At 64.8% G+C, this 17,427-nt stretch carries 15 protein-coding genes; 12 read left to right on the plus strand and 3 right to left on the minus strand.

Features of this window, described 5'->3' with window-relative positions; all coding sequences use genetic code 11:
• Positions 1-167 precede the first annotated feature (167 nt).
• Positions 168-1,163, minus strand: a complete 996-nt coding sequence (locus tag H8A95_RS02595) for a LysR family transcriptional regulator (RefSeq protein ID WP_229181658.1) — start codon at positions 1,161-1,163, stop codon at positions 168-170.
• Positions 1,164-1,347: 184 nt separating this feature from the next.
• On the opposite strand from H8A95_RS02595, the gene H8A95_RS02600 reads away from it, so the two are divergent.
• The 11 genes from H8A95_RS02600 to H8A95_RS02645 all read left to right on the plus strand — a co-directional run bounded on the left by H8A95_RS02600 (position 1,348) and on the right by H8A95_RS02645 (position 14,574).
• The gene (locus H8A95_RS02600; protein ID WP_229181659.1) at positions 1,348-2,280 is read left to right on the plus strand and encodes an ABC transporter permease; all 933 of its coding nucleotides are present in this window, start codon (positions 1,348-1,350) and stop codon (positions 2,278-2,280) included.
• Between the two features lie 75 nt (positions 2,281-2,355).
• Positions 2,356-3,381: a sugar ABC transporter substrate-binding protein gene (locus H8A95_RS02605; protein ID WP_229181660.1), complete on the plus strand. Its 1,026-nt coding sequence runs from the start codon at positions 2,356-2,358 to the stop codon at positions 3,379-3,381.
• 105 nt (positions 3,382-3,486) lie between these two features.
• The gene (locus H8A95_RS44055) at positions 3,487-4,803 is read left to right on the plus strand and encodes an ABC transporter permease (protein ID WP_338027763.1); all 1,317 of its coding nucleotides are present in this window, start codon (positions 3,487-3,489) and stop codon (positions 4,801-4,803) included.
• Positions 4,776-5,630 carry a strictosidine synthase family protein gene (locus H8A95_RS44060; RefSeq protein WP_338027764.1) on the plus strand — a complete coding sequence of 285 codons (855 nt, stop codon included), beginning with the start codon at positions 4,776-4,778 and terminating at the stop codon, positions 5,628-5,630. The genes H8A95_RS44055 and H8A95_RS44060 overlap by 28 nt, the downstream gene beginning before the upstream one ends.
• Positions 5,630-6,751: an SMP-30/gluconolactonase/LRE family protein gene (locus H8A95_RS02615; RefSeq protein ID WP_229181661.1), complete on the plus strand. Its 1,122-nt coding sequence runs from the start codon at positions 5,630-5,632 to the stop codon at positions 6,749-6,751. Before H8A95_RS44060 ends, H8A95_RS02615 begins: the two co-directional genes overlap by 1 nt.
• 11 nt (positions 6,752-6,762) lie before the next feature.
• Positions 6,763-8,286, plus strand: a complete 1,524-nt coding sequence (locus H8A95_RS02620; RefSeq protein WP_420839318.1) for a sugar ABC transporter ATP-binding protein — start codon at positions 6,763-6,765, stop codon at positions 8,284-8,286.
• Between the two features lie 411 nt (positions 8,287-8,697).
• Positions 8,698-11,013, plus strand: coding sequence for a bifunctional salicylyl-CoA 5-hydroxylase/oxidoreductase (locus H8A95_RS02625; protein WP_229181663.1), 2,316 nt, complete (start codon positions 8,698-8,700; stop codon positions 11,011-11,013).
• Positions 11,010-11,789 carry an SDR family NAD(P)-dependent oxidoreductase gene (locus tag H8A95_RS02630; protein WP_229181664.1) on the plus strand — a complete coding sequence of 260 codons (780 nt, stop codon included), beginning with the start codon at positions 11,010-11,012 and terminating at the stop codon, positions 11,787-11,789. The genes H8A95_RS02625 and H8A95_RS02630 overlap by 4 nt, the downstream gene beginning before the upstream one ends.
• 10 nt (positions 11,790-11,799) lie before the next feature.
• Positions 11,800-12,639 carry an enoyl-CoA hydratase family protein gene (locus tag H8A95_RS02635; RefSeq protein WP_229181665.1) on the plus strand — a complete coding sequence of 280 codons (840 nt, stop codon included), beginning with the start codon at positions 11,800-11,802 and terminating at the stop codon, positions 12,637-12,639.
• Between the two features lies 1 nt (position 12,640).
• Positions 12,641-13,036, plus strand: coding sequence for a RidA family protein (locus H8A95_RS02640; protein ID WP_229181666.1), 396 nt, complete (start codon positions 12,641-12,643; stop codon positions 13,034-13,036).
• Between the two features lie 296 nt (positions 13,037-13,332).
• Entirely contained in the window at positions 13,333-14,574 is a 1,242-nt protein-coding gene (locus tag H8A95_RS02645; RefSeq protein ID WP_229181667.1) for a flavin-dependent oxidoreductase, read from the plus strand.
• Positions 14,575-14,938: 364 nt separating this feature from the next.
• Here the strand turns inward: H8A95_RS02645 and H8A95_RS02650 are convergent, their stop codons facing one another.
• Both H8A95_RS02650 and H8A95_RS02655 read right to left on the minus strand, forming a co-directional pair.
• A complete protein-coding gene (locus H8A95_RS02650; RefSeq protein WP_163152590.1) occupies positions 14,939-15,391 on the minus strand; it encodes a cupin domain-containing protein in 453 nt (150 codons plus the stop codon).
• An 80-nt stretch (positions 15,392-15,471) separates the two neighbouring features.
• Entirely contained in the window at positions 15,472-16,638 is a 1,167-nt protein-coding gene (locus H8A95_RS02655) for an ABC transporter substrate-binding protein (protein ID WP_229181668.1), read from the minus strand.
• A 293-nt stretch (positions 16,639-16,931) separates the two neighbouring features.
• Between H8A95_RS02655 and H8A95_RS02660 the strand changes: the two genes are divergently transcribed.
• Positions 16,932-17,426 carry a MarR family winged helix-turn-helix transcriptional regulator gene (locus H8A95_RS02660; protein WP_163152594.1) on the plus strand — a complete coding sequence of 165 codons (495 nt, stop codon included), beginning with the start codon at positions 16,932-16,934 and terminating at the stop codon, positions 17,424-17,426.
• Position 17,427 lies beyond the last annotated feature (1 nt).

The following is a 17,427-nucleotide window of genomic DNA, read 5'->3' on the forward strand; positions in this document are numbered from 1 at the left end:
GGTTGGGGTGAGGGGCTGTTTCCCCGCATACGGTGACAGCTGGAATCGCGGAAGCTCCCCCTCACCCGAAACGCATCTGACGATGCGTTTCGACCTCTCCCCGCAGGCGGGGCGAGGTGAAGTGGAGTCCGCTGCTCGCATCGGAGCAAAATTGACTGGTCGCTCCGCTATTCCGCAGCGAGGCTGGTCGGGACGGGGATGCCAACCTTGGGGCGCGTCTTCGCGGCGCGGCGGTTCTTCTTGCTGAAGCGGCTGCCCGCCAGCAACGCTGCGGCGGCGCGCAACTGCTCGCGCAGCCATTGATTGGTGGTGTCGCCCTCGGCGGTGGCGTGCCAGTAGAGATAATTGACGTGCGGGCTGATCGGGAACGGGCAGGGGAAGCACTGCAACAACCCGGGGTCCTCCAGCACCGAGGCGGCGCTCTCCGACGCCGTCAGCAGCATGTTGCTGCGGCTCACCACATGGCAGGCGGTCGCGAAATTCTGGCAGGTCAGGCGCACGGTGCGGGTCAGGCCGAGGCGCTGGAGCTGGAAGTCCTCGAATGACACGCCGCTGCGCCGCGATGTCACGCAGACATGCTCCATGCGCAGATAGGCCTTCTTGTCGAGCCGGGTGCCGAGCTCGGGATGACCGCGCCGGGCGAACACCGCGATATGCTCGGTCAGGATCTGCTCGCGCCGCACCTCGGTCGAGAGCGGCAGCAGCGTATCGATCGCGACATCCAGCGTGCCGGCGGCAAGCTCACGCTCCAGATTGTTGCGCTCGCTGCGCACGGTGGCGATCTCGACCAGCGGCGCGACGGCGCTGATCCGGTTGATCAGCGCGCTCAGCATCGGCGCCTCGAGATTGTTGCGCAGGCCGATCACGAACCGCTTCGGCGTTCTGGCCGGATCGAAGCGGTTGGTATGGGTCAGCGTCGTCTCGAGGCCATTGAGGGCCTGGCGCACGGTCGTGATGATCTGGCGCGCCAGCGGGGTCGGCGTCATCACGTGATGGCGGCGCACGAACAGCGGATCGTCGAACATCGCGCGCAGCCGGCCCAGCGCATGGCTCACCGCGGGCTGTGTCAGATTGAGGCGGAAACAGGCGCGGCTGACGCCGCCCTCGGTGTAGATCGCGTCGAACACCACGAACAGGTTCAGATCGACGTCGCGTACATGCATGGAAATAATCCATCCCTATCCGTCGAATGCATTTGACGAATATGAGTTGGCACTCTTAAAGTCTCAAGCAAAATAATACCTGGAGGAAACGATGAGCGTGCAATCGCCATCGCGCGGCGTTGCTGTCCCTGCGGCATCATCTCGCTCGGGCGCAATGTTTGCAAAACCGAGCCAGGAGCAGATCGTGCTCCTGATCACGATCGCGCTTCTGGTCGTGTTCGGCCTGACGTTGAACGGCTTTGCCACCGTCTCCAATCTCCTCAACCTGTTGCGGAGTATCTCGATCCTCGGCGTGCTCGGCCTCGGCATGGGGCTGATCGTGATCAGCCGCGGCATCGACCTCTCCGAGGTCGCGATCATGGCGGGTTCCTGGGCGATCGCGCTGATCTACATGCAGAACGGCATGCCTGTTTTCACGGCAGTGCTGCTGGCGCTGGCAATTGCGGTGCTGATCGGCGTCGTCAACGGCGTGATGGTCGCCTTTGTCGAGGCGCCGGCGCTGTTCGTGACGCTGGCCGCCGGCTTCGTGATCTATGGCCTCGCGTTCTGGATCGCGCCGGCCTGGGTGGTCTATGCGCCGAAGGATGCGCCGGGCCTGATGTATCTCGGCGCCGGACGGTTGTTCGGCATTCCGGTTCCGATCCTGGTGTTCGCAGTCGCAGCGATCGCGATGCATTTGTTCCTGTCGCGCACCTCGATCGGCCGCTTCATCTACGCGCAGGGCGACAATCCGGAGGCCGCGCGGCTGACCGGCATCCCGCTGCGACCGCTGATCGTGCTGGAGCACGTGCTGGTTGCGTTGCTCGCCTGGATTGCAGGCCTGGTCTGGGTCGGCACCACAGGCAGCATGCAGATGGCGATCACGCAGGGCACCATGATCTTCGACGTCGTGCTGGTCGTCGTGATCGGCGGCATCAGCCTGATCGGCGGCCGCGGCAGCGTGTTCAGCGTCGTGGTCGGCTGTATCCTGATCGGTACGCTGCTCAACGCCTTCACCATCATGGACGTCAACAGCGAGGTGCAGAACATCGTCAAGGGCGTGGTGCTGCTGGCCGCGATCGTGCTCGACAACTGGCTGCATCCCCGCGACGAGGAGACCGCGCGGCAAGGCGACTGAAAAAGGCGACTGAGCGCGTACCCTTCGCGCCAATCAATTCCAAATCAATCAAAAGAATTTCTTGTGGAGGAGACGATGAAGACGACCAAGTTCTGGACGATCCTGCTCGCCGGTGTAGCGGTTGCCGCGATGCCCTTCGCGGCGTCGGCGCAGGAGGAAGGTACCAAGGCCGGGCGCGAATTGCGCGCCGCCTACGACAAGTCGCTGCAAGGCAAGACCGTCGCCTATCTGCCGATCGCGCTCGGCGTTCCGCTGTCCGACGAATGGGGCCGCGTGGTGCAGGAAGAGGCCGAGTGGCGCGGCATGAAATACGTCGTGCGCGACCCCAACAACAATCCGTCGGCGATGCAGCAGGCGCTGACCGCGCTGGTCGACCAGAAGCCCGACGTCCTGATCGTGCAGAATCCGAGCGTGACGCTGCTGATGAAGGACCTCAAGCGCGCCGAGGCCCAGGGCACGCATGTGATCCAGGTCAACATGGCCTCGAATTACAAGTCCGGCGCCTTTGTCGGCGTCGACTGGCGCGAGATCGGCCGGATGCTTGCGAACGAAACCGTCAAGGCCTGCGGCACCGGTTCGGGCAAGTCCGGCAAGGTGCAGATCGTGCAGGGCGAATTGACCGCAGCCGCCAGCGTCGACCAGGTCGGTGCCATCATGGATGTCCTGAACAAGGATCCCAATATCAAGGTGGTGTCGAACCAGGCGGCGAACTGGGATGCCAACACCGCGCTCAACGTCACCGCCACCGTAATCCAGCAGCATCCCGATCTCTGCGCCTCGATCGGCTTCTGGGGCATCATGGAATCGGGCGCCGCGCAGGCGATCCGCAATGCCGGTAAGATCGACGATGTGAAGGTGTTCGCCTCGGGCGAGGGCTCGCAGCTCGATTGCGACCAGGTCACCTCAGGCAACTTCAGCAAATTCCTCAGCTACAAGGCGACCGAGCAGGGCCACGACCTGATGTTCGCAGCCGAGACGCTGCTGATGTCCGGCGACAAGCCCGGCACGAAGAACCTGTCCTACTACACGCGGCCGATCTGGATCGACAAGTCGAACGCCTCGCTCGGCGGCACCTGCTTCGCGCTACCCAAGAAAAACTAACAAGGCGCGAGACAGCCGGCGCGGGGGGCATTCCCGCGTCGGCTGTATCAAGGATCAGAATCCGGACGCGTGAAACCGGATCGAGGGAGTGCTTTGGCGATGTCGATGGCAGTTGATTCGTTTTCCGCATCGGTGCGGCGGTTTTCACCCCGGCTCCTGCTGTCGGAGCTGTTGCTGAAACAGTGGTTCGAGCCGGTCGTTCCGTTCACCGTGATGATCGGGCTGTGGGCGTATTTCGCGCTCACCATTCCCGACTACGCCTCGGTGCAGAACTCGGTGTCGCTGCTGCGGCTGTTCGCCGAATTCGGCTTCGTCGCGCTTGCGATGGGCTTCTGCCTCGTCACCGGCGGCATCGACCTGTCGGTCGGCGCGATCTTCGCGCTGTGCAATTTCGCGGCGCTGTACTTCCTGCTGGTGCGCGAATGGCCGGTCGGCCTCGCCATTCCGGCAACGCTACTGGTCGGCGCGCTGCTCGGCAGCATCAACGGCTTCCTGATCGGCTTCCTCAAGACGCGGCCGTTCCTGACCACGCTGGTGACGCTGATCATCCTGCGCGCCTCGGTCAATCTGCTCAACACCAGCTACGCCCAGGTGTTCGCGACCAACTCGGTCGAGAGCGACGCCTGGGACTTCGTCGGCGGCGGCAGCGTGCTCGGCATTCCCGTCAATGCGGCGACGCTGTTCGTGGTGCTCCTGATCTGCCACATCTTCCTGTCGCGCTCGCGCTACGGCTGGCATCTCACCGCGATCGGCGCCAGCCGCAAGGCGGCGCGTCATGCCGGCATCCGCGTCCGCCTGATGCTGTTCATGACCTATGTGCTGTCGGGCACGCTGTGCGCGGCGAGCGGCATCTTCTACGCGGCACGTCAGGCCTCGACGGATTCCACCACCGGCGTGGGCTGGGAATTCCAGGCGCTCACCGCCGTGGTGCTCGGCGGCGTGTCGCTGGCCGGCGGCAAGGGCACGGTGTGGCGGGCGATGATCGGCGCGCTGATCATCTTCCTGCTGATCAACGGCCTCGTCCGCATGGGCATCCCGGGCTACGTCACCTCGGCGGTGACGGGCATGATCCTGCTCGCGGCCGTCGGCATTGACGTCAAATGGTCGAAGAACCGCGGCAAGGCGATTCAGAAGATCTATGTCAATCCGGCTTTCGTGCCGCTGGCCTCGGCGCCGGCGGTGCAGCCCGGCGCGGCGTCGCCCTACGCGCAGAATGATCGGCTGATCAAGGCGCAGGCGATCGGCGTCGATCAGGTCGAGGGGCCCGAGGACGTCATCCTCGATCGCCAGGGTCGGCTCTACGGCTCGACCCGCGACGGCAACGTGATCCGTTTCTCCGGGCCGAACTTCGAAACCCGCGAGGTGTTCGCCCATATCGGCGCCGGCCGCTCGGCATGCAGTTCGATCGCGACGAGAACCTGATCGTCGCGGTCGCCGGCATGGGCGTCTACGGCGTCGCGCCCGACGGCCGCATCTTCAAGGTCACCGACGAGACCAACCGCACCTGGTACAAGCTGAACGACGACAGCCGCCTGCGGATGGCCGACGATCTCGACATCGCGCCCGACGGCAAGATCTATTTCAGCGACTGCACCACGCGTTACGAGATGACCACCAACACCCTCGACATCCTCGAGGGCCGGCCGAACGGCCGCGTGGTCTGCTACGATCCTGCGACCAAGACGACGCGGACGGTGATCAACCACTTCTATTTCCCGAACGGGATCTGCGTCTCCCATGACGGCAAGTCGATCCTGATTGCGTCGACCTCGCTGTGCAAGGTGTTCCGGCACTGGATCGATGGCCCGAACAAGGGCAAGACCGAAGTGCTGATGGATCAGCTGCCGGGCAACCCCGACAACATCAACCGCGCCTCCGACGGCACCTATTGGCTGGCGCTGGTCGGCATCCGCACGCCGACCTTTGATCTTGCGGCGCGCAAACCAGGATTCCGCCTGCGCATGGTCAAGCAGGTGCCGACCGACGAATGGCTGGCGCCCGCGCTCAACCATGGCTGCGTGCTCAAGTTCAACGAGAAGGGCGAAGCGCTGGAGTCCTGGTGGGATCCGACCGGCATTTCGCATTCGACCCTGACCTCGATGCGCGAGCATCAGGGCTACCTCTATCTCGGCGGGCTCGAGAACAACCGGATCGGCCGCATCAAGCTCGACGGCGTCGACGACAGCTGGACGGGCTACGACGCGTACTGGGGCGCCAAGAGCCGCGTAACAGGCAGGGTGACGAAATAATGGGATTCTTCGATCATCTGCTGCGCGACATCCGCAGCGTCATCGACCGCGACGGCGGCCAGAACGCGATCCCGCCGCTCGACGGCGCGATGAGCCCGAACGACCGGCTCGATTCGGCTGTGCCGATCGGCGAGCCTTTGCCCGGCGTCGACGATGTGATCGCCGCCGGCGACGGCGCGATCTATGTTTCTGCCGGCCGACAGGTGCTGAAACTCAGCGGCGCGGATTTCGCGACACGTACGGTCGTCGCCGAATTCGAGGACGATGCCGGCGGGCTCGCGCTGCATCCGGACGGCCGACTGCTGGTCTGCGTCGCGGGCAGGGGTCTTGCCGCGCTCGATCCCGCCAAGCCCGCGCCGCGCTGGCTGGAGACTGCCGGCGGCAGCGCGCTCACCGGGCTGTTGTCGGTGACCGCGGCGCCCGACGGCCGCATCTATGCCGTGGAAGGCAGTGCCGGTCGCCGCCCGAGCGAGTGGCGGCACGATCTGATGGAGAAGCGCGCCGGCGGCCGCCTGATCAGCTGCGGCGCGGGCCTCGACAATGCGCAGGTGCTGCTGCGCGACCTGCCATATCCCTACGGTGTGATCGTCTCCGACGATGGCAAGAGCCTGTGGCTCACCGAAAGCTGGGCGCATTGCCTCAGCCGATTCGCGGTCGCGACTAACGGACTTGGCCCGCGCGAGACCATAGCCGCCAACATGCCGGGCTATCCGGCGCGGCTGCATCCGGACGGCCATGGCGGGCTGCTGCTCGGCATGTTCGCGCGCCGCACCCATCTGATCGAGTTCGTGCTCAAGGAAGACGACTTCCGCGAAGAGATGATGGCGACGATGCCGCCCGAATATTGGGTGGCGCCGGCGCTGGTCGGCGGCAGCGATTGCCTGGAGCCGATGCAGATCGGCAGCGTCAAGGCGCTCGGCATCCAGAAGCCCTGGGCGCCGCCGCGCTCCTACGGCCTGCTGGTGCATCTCGATGCCGAGGGCGATGCGACTGACAGCCTGCACAGCCGCGCCGGCGGCCGCTTCCACGGCATCACCGCCGCCTGCGCCATGCCTTCGGGTATCGTGATCGCCGCGCGCGGCGCCGGACGCCTACTGCGCACTACGGGAGACCTGCGATGAATGACGGTGTGATGCAGGCAGCGCCCGCGACCCAGTCGGCAGCCCGCGAACCGGTGCTGCTGATCAGCAACGGCTCCAAGATCTATGGCGGCGTCCACGCCATCGAGGGCGTCAATTTCGATCTCTATCCCGGCGAGGTGCACGCGCTGGTCGGCGAGAACGGCGCCGGCAAGTCGACGCTGTGCAAGGCGATCGCGGGCGCGATCAATCTCACTTCCGGCGACTATCTGCTCGACGGCAAGCCGGCCAATTTCGAGCAGCCGCGCGACGCGCTCGATGCCGGCATCTGCATGGTCTATCAGGAGACCAGCCTGGTGCCGACCATGACCGCGGCGCAGAACATCGAGCTCGGCAACGAGAAGCTCTTGACGCGCTTCCGCACCCTGAACATCCAGGCCCAGCAGCTGTTGCAGTCGCTCAATTTCCACGTCGACCCGGCAACGCCGGTGGCGCTGCTCGGCACCGCCAAGAAGCAGATGGTGGAGATCGCGCGCGCGATCTACAACAAGGCGCGCATCATCATCTTCGACGAGCCGACCGCCTCGCTGACGCCGGAGGAGATCGTCCACTTCTTCCATCTGGTGCGCGATCTGCGCTCCCGCGGCGTTTCGATCATCTACATCTCGCATGCGCTGGAAGAATCGCTGCAGATCGCCGATCGCATCACCGTGCTGCGCGACGGCAAGCTGGTGATCACGGCGCCCGCGAAGCAGCTCACCCGCGACGCGCTGGTGCAGCACATGGTCGGCCGCGAGGTGGCGCAGGCGGTCTATGGCGGCAAAGCGAAGACCCATCAGCGCCGCGAGAAGGTGCTGACGGTCGAGAACGTCACCATGGGCATGGCGGTCAAGAACATGTCGTTCTCGGTCTATGCCGGCGAGGTGGTCGGCATCGCCGGCCTGATCGGCTCCGGCCGCACCGAGATCGCCAAGATCATCTACGGCGCGCTGAAGCGCAACCTGGTCAATGGCGGCACCATCCGCCTGCGCGGCAAGCCGATCCGCTACCGCGTGCCGCGGCAGGCGATCAACGACGGCATCGCCTACATCACCGAGGACCGCAAGGCCAACGGCTTCTTCGAGACCATGGTGGTCGACGACAACGTCTATCTCGGCAGCCTCGCCACGCGGAAGGGCTGGAGCTTCCTGCTGTCGCGTGCCAGGCGCAGCAAGCTCGCCAATTACTGGGTCGATCGGCTCAAGATCAGCGCGTTGCAACGCAAGGCGCGGATCATCGAGCTGTCCGGCGGCAACCAGCAGAAGGTGGTGCTCGCCAAGACGCTGGTGCAGGAGCCCTCGATCATCTTCTTCGACGAGCCGACCCGCGGCGTCGACGTCGGCACCATCCCGCACATCCACGGCGAAATCCGCCGTCTCGCCGACGAGGGCAAGGCGGTGGTGGTGATCTCGTCCTATCTGCCGGAAATCCTCGCGGTGTCCGACCGCATCCTGGTCGCCCGCACCGGCCGCATCGTCGCCGAGTTCGACGCGGCGGACGCGACGCAGGACAAGATCCTGTACGCCGCGGTGCATTGAGCCGTCATCGCCGCACGTGAGGCGAGCACGCCTCTCTGGCTCCCCCTCCCACAACGGGAGAGGGAGCGGCTCGCTGGTGCGTCCCTCACGCCTTGAAGCTCGGGCGACTTGCGTCGCGAGTACGCGCGTCAGCCACTGGCCGCGCAACAAGATCGGTGTCGTCCCTGCCTAGTGCGCAATTGCGCACGGGAGCAGGGACCCATAACCCCAGGCCCTTGTTGTTGAAATGGGCTGCGGCCCCGGCGCTGCAAACCAACAATAATTGGTGGTTATGGGTCCCCGCTTTCGCAGGGACGACAGCGGTGGGTGTGGCGCATCCCACCCTTGACAATTATTTTAAGTATAAAATAATATGCCTCATCGGCTAACGGGAGGAACCTGCCCGGCCGCCGAAGCCAATGGGAGAACGCCATGCGTATCGTTTGCATTGGAGGCGGGCCGGCCGGGCTTTATTTCGGCATCCTGATGAAGATGCTGGATCCGACGCACGTCATTTCCGTGGTCGAGCGCAACCGGCCCTACGACACCTTCGGCTTCGGCGTGGTGTTTTCCGATGCGACCATGGACAACATGCGCAAATGGGACCCGGTCACCGCTGATACGATCGAGCAGGCGTTCAATCATTGGGACGATATCGAGGTCCTGATCAAGGGCCGTCGCATGCGCACCACCGGCCACGGCTTCGTCGGCATCGGCCGCAAGCGGCTGCTCAACATCCTGCAGGCGCGGGCCGAGGAGCTCGGCGTCGAGCTGATCTTCGAGCGCGAGGTCAATTCGGACCTCGAGTTTCCCGATGCCGATCTGATCGTGGCGTGTGACGGCGTCAACTCGAAGATCCGCGCCAAATACACCGAGGCCTTCGAGCCCGACATGCTGATGCGGCCGAACCGCTACATCTGGCTCGGCACCGTCAGGCCGTTCGATGCCTTCACCTTCGATTTCCGCAAGACCGAGCACGGCTGGTTCCAGGCGCACATCTACAAATTCGAGGAGGGTGCGGCGACCTTCATCGTCGAGACCACCGAGGAGGCGTATCTCGCCCACGGCCTCGACAAGATGGAGCAAGGCGATTCCATCGCGTTCTGCGAGAATGTGTTCGCGGAAATCCTCGAGGGCCATCATCTGGTCTCCAACGCGCGGCATCTGCGCGGCTCGGCCTGGCTGTCATTCCCCAGGCTGATCTGCGGCAAGTGGACCGCGTTCAACGGCAATAGTCATGTCGTGCTGATGGGCGATGCCGCCCACACCGCGCATTTCGCGATCGGCTCGGGCACCAAGCTGGCGCTGGAAGATGCGATCGAGCTGACCAACCAGTTCAAGATCCACGGCGCGACCAAGGACAGCATTCCCGCGGTGCTGAAGGCCTACGAGGAGCTGCGCCGGGTCGACGTGGCGCGGATTCAGAACGCCGCGCGCAATGCGATGGAATGGTTCGAGGTGGTCGGCTCGCGCTATGCGGATACGCTCGAGCCAGAGCAGTTCATGTATTCGCTGCTGACCCGTTCGCAGCGCATCAGCCACGAGAACTTAAGGCTGCGCGACAAGACATGGCTCGAAGGCTATGAGCGCTGGTTCGCGGAGCGGAATGGCGTGCCCGCCACTAACGACCGCGTCACGCCGCCGATGCTGACGCCGTTCCACATCCGTGGCCTGTCGCTGCATAACCGGATCATCGTCTCGCCGATGGCGATGTATTCGGCGGAGGAGGGCGTGCCGAACGACTTTCATCTGGTGCATTTCGGCTCCCGCGCGCTCGGCGGCGCCGGCCTTTTGTTCACCGAGATGACCTGCGTCTCGCCGGAAGCGCGGATCACGCCCGGTTGCTGCGGGTTGTGGAATGACGCGCAGGCGGCAGCCTACAAGCGCATCGTCGACTTCGTGCATCGCAATTCGGAAGCGAAGATCGGCATCCAGCTCGGCCATGCCGGCCGCAAGGGCTCGACCCGCGTCGCCTGGGAGGGCATGGACGAGCCGCTGCCGGACCATAACTGGCCGCTGGTGTCGGCCTCGTCGGTGCCTTATCTGCCCGACGGCCAGGTCCCGGAGCCGATGAGCCGCGCCGAGATGGACGAGGTACGCGACCAGTTCGTTGCCGCCGCGAAGCGCGCTGCTGCCGCGGGCTTCGATATTCTGGAGCTGCACTGCGCCCACGGCTATCTGTTGTCGAGCTTCCTGTCGCCGCTGACCAACCGCCGCACCGACGAGTATGGCGGATCGATCGAGAACCGGGCGCGTTATCCGCTGGAGGTGTTCCGCGCCGTCCGCGCGGTGTGGCCGGAGGCCAAGCCGATGTCGGTCCGCCTGTCCTGTCACGACTGGGCCGAGGGCGGCAACACGCCCGAAGACGCGCTTGCCTTCGCGAAACTGTTCAAGGAGGCCGGCGCCGATCTGATCGACTGCTCATCGGGGCAGGTCTGGGCCGACGACCATCCGATCTATGGCCGGCTTTACCAGACGCCGTTCGCCGACAAGATCCGCAACGAGGTCGGCATCGCCACCATTGCGGTCGGCGCGATCTCGGAGGCGGATCATGCCAACTCGATCATCGCTGCCGGACGTGCCGATCTCTGCGCCATTGCGCGGCCGCATCTCGCCGATCCGGCCTGGACGCTGCACGAAGCCGCCAAGATCGGCGTCAAGCAGATCGCGTGGCCGAAGCAATATGTGTCGGGCAAGTCGCAATACGAGGCCAATCTCGAACGCGCCACCGCGGGAGGGAAGGCATGACACGCTTCTGGCCTAATGCACATGCGCTGGTGACCGGTGCCGGTTCCGGCATCGGCGCCGCGACGGCGATCGCGCTGGCGAAGGCCGGCGTGCGCGTCAGCGTTGCCGGGCGCCGCATCGATGCGCTGCAGGCGACTGCGGCGTCGCTCGGCCAGCACGCCGGCGCCGTTGTTTCGATCGACGTGACCGATGAAGCTGCTGTGGCCAAGGGTGTCGCGCGGATCGAAGCCGAGGCGGGCCCGATCGATATCCTCGTCAACAATGCCGGGAAGGCCGGCAGCGCGGCGTTCGACAAAACCAACGCGGCGCTGTGGGCCGACATGCTGGCGAGCAATCTCTCCAGCGTGTTCCTGGTGACGCAGGCCGTGCTATCAGGGATGGCGCAGCGCGGCCGCGGCCGCGTGATCAACGTGGCTTCGACTGCGGGCCTCACCGGCTATGCTTACGTCTCGGCCTATGTCGCCGCCAAGCACGGCGTCATCGGGCTGACGCGCTCGCTGGCGCTGGAATATGCGCGGCGCGGCGTCACCGTGAATGCAGTCTGTCCCGGCTACACCGATACGCCGCTGGTGGCGGATGCCGCGGCCAACATCGTCGCCAAGACCGGCCGCAGCGAACAGGAAGCGCGGGCCGCGCTCGCAAAAGTCAATCCGATGCAACGGCTGGTGACGCCGGAGGAGGTCGCCGACACCATCCTCTGGCTCGCCTCCGAGGGCGCATCGTCAATCAACGGACAAGCCGTCGCGGTTGCCGGCGGCGAAGTCTTTACCGGGTGAAGGAAAAATCATGTCCGAGATGAAAGCAAAGCTCCGGCCGTTCAAGGATTATCCCGCAAAGCACTTCCGCTGGTCGACGGATGCGAGCGGCCGCGTCGCGACCATCACACTGAACCGGCCGGACAAGAAGAACCCGCTGACCTTCGAGTCCTATGAGGAGCTGCGCGACCTCTTCACCAACCTCAAATATGCCTCCGATGTCCGTGCCATCGTGCTGACCGGCGCCGAGGGGAATTTCTGCTCCGGCGGTGACGTGTTCGAGATCATCAAGCCGTTGACCCGGATGGCGATGCCGGACCTGCTCGCCTTCACCCGCATGACCGGCGAGGTGGTGCGCGCGATGCGCAAATGCCCGCAGATCATCGTCGCCGCGATCGATGGTATCTGCGCCGGTGCCGGCGCGATGCTGGCGCTGGCGTCCGACCTGCGGCTGGCGACGCCGCAGGCCAAGACCGCATTCCTGTTCACCCGCGTCGGCCTTGCCGGCGCCGACATGGGCGCGTGCGGATTGCTGCCGCGCGTGATCGGGCAGGGCCATGCCGCCGATCTGCTCTATACGGGGCGTGCGATGAGCGCCGACGAAGGTTTCGCGTGGGGTTTTCACAACCGTCTGGTACCGCCGGCCGAGCTCGCCGCTGCCGCGCAGGAAATGGCACGCTCGCTCGCGGATGGGCCGTGGTTCGCGCATGGCGTGACGAAAACGATGTTCAACCAGGAATGGGCGATGGGCGTCGATGAGATGATCGAGTCCGAAGCGCAGGCGCAGGCGATCTGCATGGTCACCGGCGATTTCCGCCGTGCCTTCGAGGCCTTCGCCGCCAAGCAGAAACCCGCCTTCGAGGGCAATTGAGATGATCGAGATCCTGCAACCGGAAGGGTGGGCCAAGCCGATCGGCTACGCCAACGGCATGGCCGCGCGCGGCAAACAGATCTTCATCGCCGGTCAAATCGGCTGGAACGGGCAGTGCGTGTTCGAGACCGATGATCTCGTGGCGCAGATCGGCCAGACCCTGCGCAACATCGTCGCGGTTGCCGCCGCCGGCGGCGCCGGGCCCGAGCACATCGTGTCGATGACCTGGTACCTGCTCGACCGCAAGGAATATTCCGCGCGGCTGAAGGAGATCGGTGCCGTCTATCGCGACGTGATCGGCCGGCGCTTTCCGGCGATGACCGCGATCCAGGTTGCCGGCCTGATCGAGGACCGCGCCAAGGTGGAAATCCAGGCGTTCGCGGTGGTGCCGGATTGACCGTGAGCCGTCATCCCCGCGCAAAGGCTTCGCCTTTGTCGCTGGAGGAGCCGCGAAGCGGCGTCTCGAAGGATGCACGGCCCGGCTGGTGGCCGTCGACCCTTCGAGACGCGCGTTCCGCGCTCCTCAGGGTGACGGACATAGAAGGGAATACGCTGAAGCAATGTTAAGCCTAAGGCAAAACAGCGTGGATTGGACAAGAGCGGGGGCGACAAACCCGCTTGCGGCCGGGCAACGGGCCATGCGACCCTAGGCCAAAGCGTAAAAACGTCCTGTTGTGAGTGGAGTAAGGGACGATGAAGGCGATTATCGTCGGAGGCGGAATCGGAGGCCTCACCACCGCATTGATGCTGCGCTCACGCGGCATCGCTTGCGAGCTGTACGAGCAGTCGGAGACGATCCGCGAGCTCGGCGTTGGCATCAACACATTGCCGCATGCGATCCGCGAGCTGGCGGGGCTCGGTCTGCTCGACAAGCTCGACGAGGTCGCGATCCGCACCTATGAGCTGTTCTACCTGACGCGGCATGGCCAGCAGGTCTGGCATGAGAAGCGCGGGCTCGATGCCGGCCACGACGTGCCGCAGTTTTCGATCCATCGCGGCCGCCTGCAAAGCGTGATCCATCAGGCGGTGATCGACCGGCTCGGCGCGGATGCGATCCGCACCGGCTGCCGGCTCGGCTCCTTCACGCAGGATGAGGGCGGCGTCTCGGCCTATTTCTTCGACCGCAGTGGCGCCCATGTGCACACCGCGCGCGGCGACATCCTGATCGGCGCCGACGGCATCCACTCCAAGGTGCGGCAGACGCTGTTTCCGGACGAAGGTGGTCCGTGCTGGAACGGGCTGATGCTGTGGCGCGGCGCCACTGACTGGCCGGCGTTCCTGACCGGACGCTCGATGATCATCGCCGGCGGGCTCAACGCCAAGGCCGTGATCTATCCGATCGCGCCGGGCTCGAGCCCGGCGAGCCGTCTCACCAATTGGGCGGTGCTGGTGCGGATCGGCGACGGCTCCTCGCCGCCGCCGCGCCGTGAGGGCTGGTCCAATCTCGGCCGGCGCGACGAGATGATGCCCTATGTCACGAGCTTCACGATCCCGCAGGTCGATTTCACCGGCCTGATCAACGCGACGCCGGAGTTCTGGGAGTATCCGTGCTGCGATCGCGATCCGCTGCCTTATTGGTCGAGCGGCCGCGTCACGCTGCTCGGTGACGCCGCGCATCCGATGTATCCGGTCGGCTCGAACGGCGCGTCGCAGGCCGTCCTAGATGCGCGCTGCCTCGCCGACATGCTGGCGCGAGCGGAGCATCCGCGCCAGGCGCTGGCGGCCTATGAGCGGCAACGGCTGCCGATGACCGCCGACATCGTCGCCTCCAACCGCCGCGGCGGGCCGGAGGGCGTGATCGACGCTGTCGAGCAGCTTGCGCCGCAGGGTTTCACCGACGTCGATACCATTCTCAATTACGAAGCGCGCGAGGCGATCGTCCGCGGCTATGCCGCCAAGGCCGGCTTCGCCGCGCGCGTGGTGGCGCGGCAGTAGGAGCGGCTTCCGACCCGTCACCCTGAGGAGGCCGCAACGCGGCCGTCTCCAAGGGTCGACGGCCACCAGCCGGGCCGTGCATCCTTCGAGACGCGCGCAAGGGCGCGCTCCTTAGGATGACGGAGAGAGGCGGGCCTTGTCGTACGCGTGGTGGCGCGGCAGTAGGGCGAGCCGACACGATTGCTCCTCATGGTGAGGAGACAACGTCCGATCCGTCACCCTGAGGAGGCCGCAGCGCGGCCGTCTCGAAGGGTCGACGGCCACTAGCGGGGCCATGCATCCTTCGAGACGCTGCTTCGCAGCTCCTCCAGCGACAAAGGCGAAGCCTTTGCGCGGGGATGACGGGTTGCAAACGGCGCCTCCGTTACGCCGGAGGCGGCGGCAGAAAGTGGATGTTGTGCTCAGCGGCGAGCCGCACCACGTCCTCCGGGTTCTGCTCCTTCATGTTGTGGATCGCCCAGAACAGGTCGTAGAGCCTGCGCGTCGGTGACACCCAGAACAGCGTCTTGGCCGTCTGCTGCGACTTGTTGAAGATGCCGTGCGGCTTGCCCGCCGGCAGCCGCACCAGATCGCCTGGCGTGGCTGATTCATCGGCGCCGTTCAGCATGAAGTCGAGCTTGCCCTCGAGGATGTAGAGATACTCGTCCTGGTCGGGATGGATATGCGGAGGAACGAAGGTGCCTGGCGGGAAGGTGGCGTGCCAGGAGAAGGAATGTTCGGTGCGGCTCTTCGGCACGTAGGTCTGGCCAAGGATGCTCCAGGAAATGCCCTGCATGCCTTCATTGGCGCGGGTGATGCCGGCGATCTCGTCTTTCATCGTCATGTTTCCCTCTCTTTTGTTTGACGCGGTTTCTTCACGCGAACCGGTGTCCTCTTCGCGTGAAGACGCTTTGTGACTTACTTGGCGGCGCAGTCCTTGGCGTAGCGATCGCCGTAGTTCGAAAACACCTTTTCGACGATCTCGGTCTGGAATTTGCCGTCCGGCCGCTTCGCGACCTTGGTGAGGTAGAAATCCTGGATCGGATAGCCGTTGTTGTTGAACTTGAAGTTACCGCGCAGCGAGGTGAAGTCGGCCTTCTTCAGCGCCGCCGCGACCGCGTCCTTGTTGGAGAGATCGCCCTTCACGGCTTTGACCGCGCTGTCGATCAACAGCGCTGTGTCATAAGCCTGCATGGCGTAGGTGCCGGGCACACCGTTGTAGGCGGCCTCATAGGCCGCAACGAACTTCTTGCTTTGGGGATTGTCGAGGTTCGGTGCCCAGTTCGCGCCGCCGAACATGCCGACCGCGGCGTCCTGTTGCGCGGGCAAAGTGGATTCGTCGACGGTGAAAGCGGAGAGCACCGGCACGGTGGCGCCGGCCTGCTTGTATTGCTTCACGAGGTTCACGCCCATGCCGCCCGGCATGAAGGTGAACAGCGCGTCCGGCTTCTGCGCAGCGATCTTGGAGAGCTCGGGCTGGAAATCCAGCGTGTTCAGCGGCGTATAGGATTCCTCTGTTATCTCGCCCTTGTAGTCGAGCTTGAAGCCGGCGACGGAGTCGCGGCCGGCCTGGTAGTTCGGCACCAAGAGGTAGACGCGCTTGTAGCCGCGGTCCTGCGCCACCTTGCCGAGGATCTCGTGCACCTGGTCGTTCTGGTACGAGGTCACGTAGAAGAACGGGTTGCACTCCTTGCCGGCATAGCTGGAGGGGCCGGCATTCGGGCTGATCAGGAAGGTCTTGCTGTCGGTGACCGGGCGATGGATCGCCAGCAGGATGTTGGAGAAGATCGGGCCGACCACGAAATCGACCTTGTCGCGCTCGAGCAGGCCGCGCACCTTGACCACGGCAGCATCAGGCTTCAGCTCGTCGTCGGCGTTGACGATCTCGACATCGCGGCCGGCCATCTTGCCGCCGAGGTCTTTGATCGCGAGCGCAAAGCCGTCGCGGACCTGCTGGCCGAGCGCCGCGGCCGGACCGGAGGTCGTCACCAGCACGCCGATCTTGATCTTGTCCTGCGCTGCCGCCGGCGTGATCGCGATACCCAGCAGCGCCGCCAATCCCACGAGCTTCGTCGATTGCTTCATCTCACTCCCCCAACCATTGCCTTGATGACCTGGTCTCAGCCTGTTTTGCCTCAGCTTAATCTGACGCGCGCGACCGCTGCAAGCGATGTGGCAATGCGTCAGGGCGATCGTCGCGCAGCATGCAAGTGCTGCACATGCAAGCGCCGCGCCAATTGCTTGAAGTTTAAAGAAATTGCAGGATCGGCCCGGCGCACCAGCCGGGATTCGCAATTGTCCTTGCGGCGCGCCGCGAATTGCTTGAAGCTCAAAGTAACCGGTCCGACAGGAATCCGCCGCGGAGGCACGATCGCCGCATGAACCTCGATTCTGAAACCAAAGCCGTCGAACTGCCTGACGATCACGGCACCGAGCTCAGGCTGTGGCTGCGCCTCTTGACCTGCACCACGCTGATCGAAGGCGAGGTCCGCAGCCGGTTGCGCGAGAAATTCGACGTCACGCTGCCGCGCTTCGACCTGATGGCCCAGCTCGACAAGGTGTCCGACGGCATGACGCTGTCGGACCTGTCGAAGCGGATGATGGTGTCCAACGGCAACGTCACGGGGCTCGTCGAGCGCCTGGTTGAATCAGGCCATCTCGATCGCCGCACCTCGGAGACCGATCGCCGCGTGCAGTTCATCCGGTTGACCAAGCTCGGCCGCGCTGAATTCCGCAAGATGGCTACCGAGCACGAGAAATGGATCGCTGATGTCTTCGGCGACCTGTCGCCGAAGGATATCCGCGAGTTGATGCGGCTGCTCGCCAAGGCAAAGGGTTCGGCGCAGCGTTCCGCCAAGGCGAGGTCAGCTTAAG

It is taken from the genome of Bradyrhizobium oropedii (assembly GCF_020889685.1).
Lineage (GTDB): Bacteria > Pseudomonadota > Alphaproteobacteria > Rhizobiales > Xanthobacteraceae > Bradyrhizobium > Bradyrhizobium oropedii.

Coding starts and splice junctions, on each gene's coding strand:
- H8A95_RS02660 (WP_163152594.1), top strand. CDS start 16,932: ATGAACCTCGATTCTGAAACCAAAGCCGTCGAACTGCCTGACGATCAC.
- H8A95_RS02635 (WP_229181665.1), top strand. CDS start 11,800: ATGTCCGAGATGAAAGCAAAGCTCCGGCCGTTCAAGGATTATCCCGCA.
- H8A95_RS02630 (WP_229181664.1), top strand. CDS start 11,010: ATGACACGCTTCTGGCCTAATGCACATGCGCTGGTGACCGGTGCCGGT.
- H8A95_RS02595 (WP_229181658.1), bottom strand. CDS start 1,163: ATGCATGTACGCGACGTCGATCTGAACCTGTTCGTGGTGTTCGACGCG.
- H8A95_RS02615 (WP_229181661.1), top strand. CDS start 5,630: ATGGGATTCTTCGATCATCTGCTGCGCGACATCCGCAGCGTCATCGAC.
- H8A95_RS02605 (WP_229181660.1), top strand. CDS start 2,356: ATGAAGACGACCAAGTTCTGGACGATCCTGCTCGCCGGTGTAGCGGTT.
- H8A95_RS02620 (WP_420839318.1), top strand. CDS start 6,763: ATGCAGGCAGCGCCCGCGACCCAGTCGGCAGCCCGCGAACCGGTGCTG.
- H8A95_RS02650 (WP_163152590.1), bottom strand. CDS start 15,391: ATGAAAGACGAGATCGCCGGCATCACCCGCGCCAATGAAGGCATGCAG.
- H8A95_RS44060 (WP_338027764.1), top strand. CDS start 4,776: ATGCAGTTCGATCGCGACGAGAACCTGATCGTCGCGGTCGCCGGCATG.
- H8A95_RS02645 (WP_229181667.1), top strand. CDS start 13,333: ATGAAGGCGATTATCGTCGGAGGCGGAATCGGAGGCCTCACCACCGCA.
- H8A95_RS02625 (WP_229181663.1), top strand. CDS start 8,698: ATGCGTATCGTTTGCATTGGAGGCGGGCCGGCCGGGCTTTATTTCGGC.
- H8A95_RS02640 (WP_229181666.1), top strand. CDS start 12,641: ATGATCGAGATCCTGCAACCGGAAGGGTGGGCCAAGCCGATCGGCTAC.
- H8A95_RS02655 (WP_229181668.1), bottom strand. CDS start 16,638: ATGAAGCAATCGACGAAGCTCGTGGGATTGGCGGCGCTGCTGGGTATC.
- H8A95_RS44055 (WP_338027763.1), top strand. CDS start 3,487: ATGGCAGTTGATTCGTTTTCCGCATCGGTGCGGCGGTTTTCACCCCGG.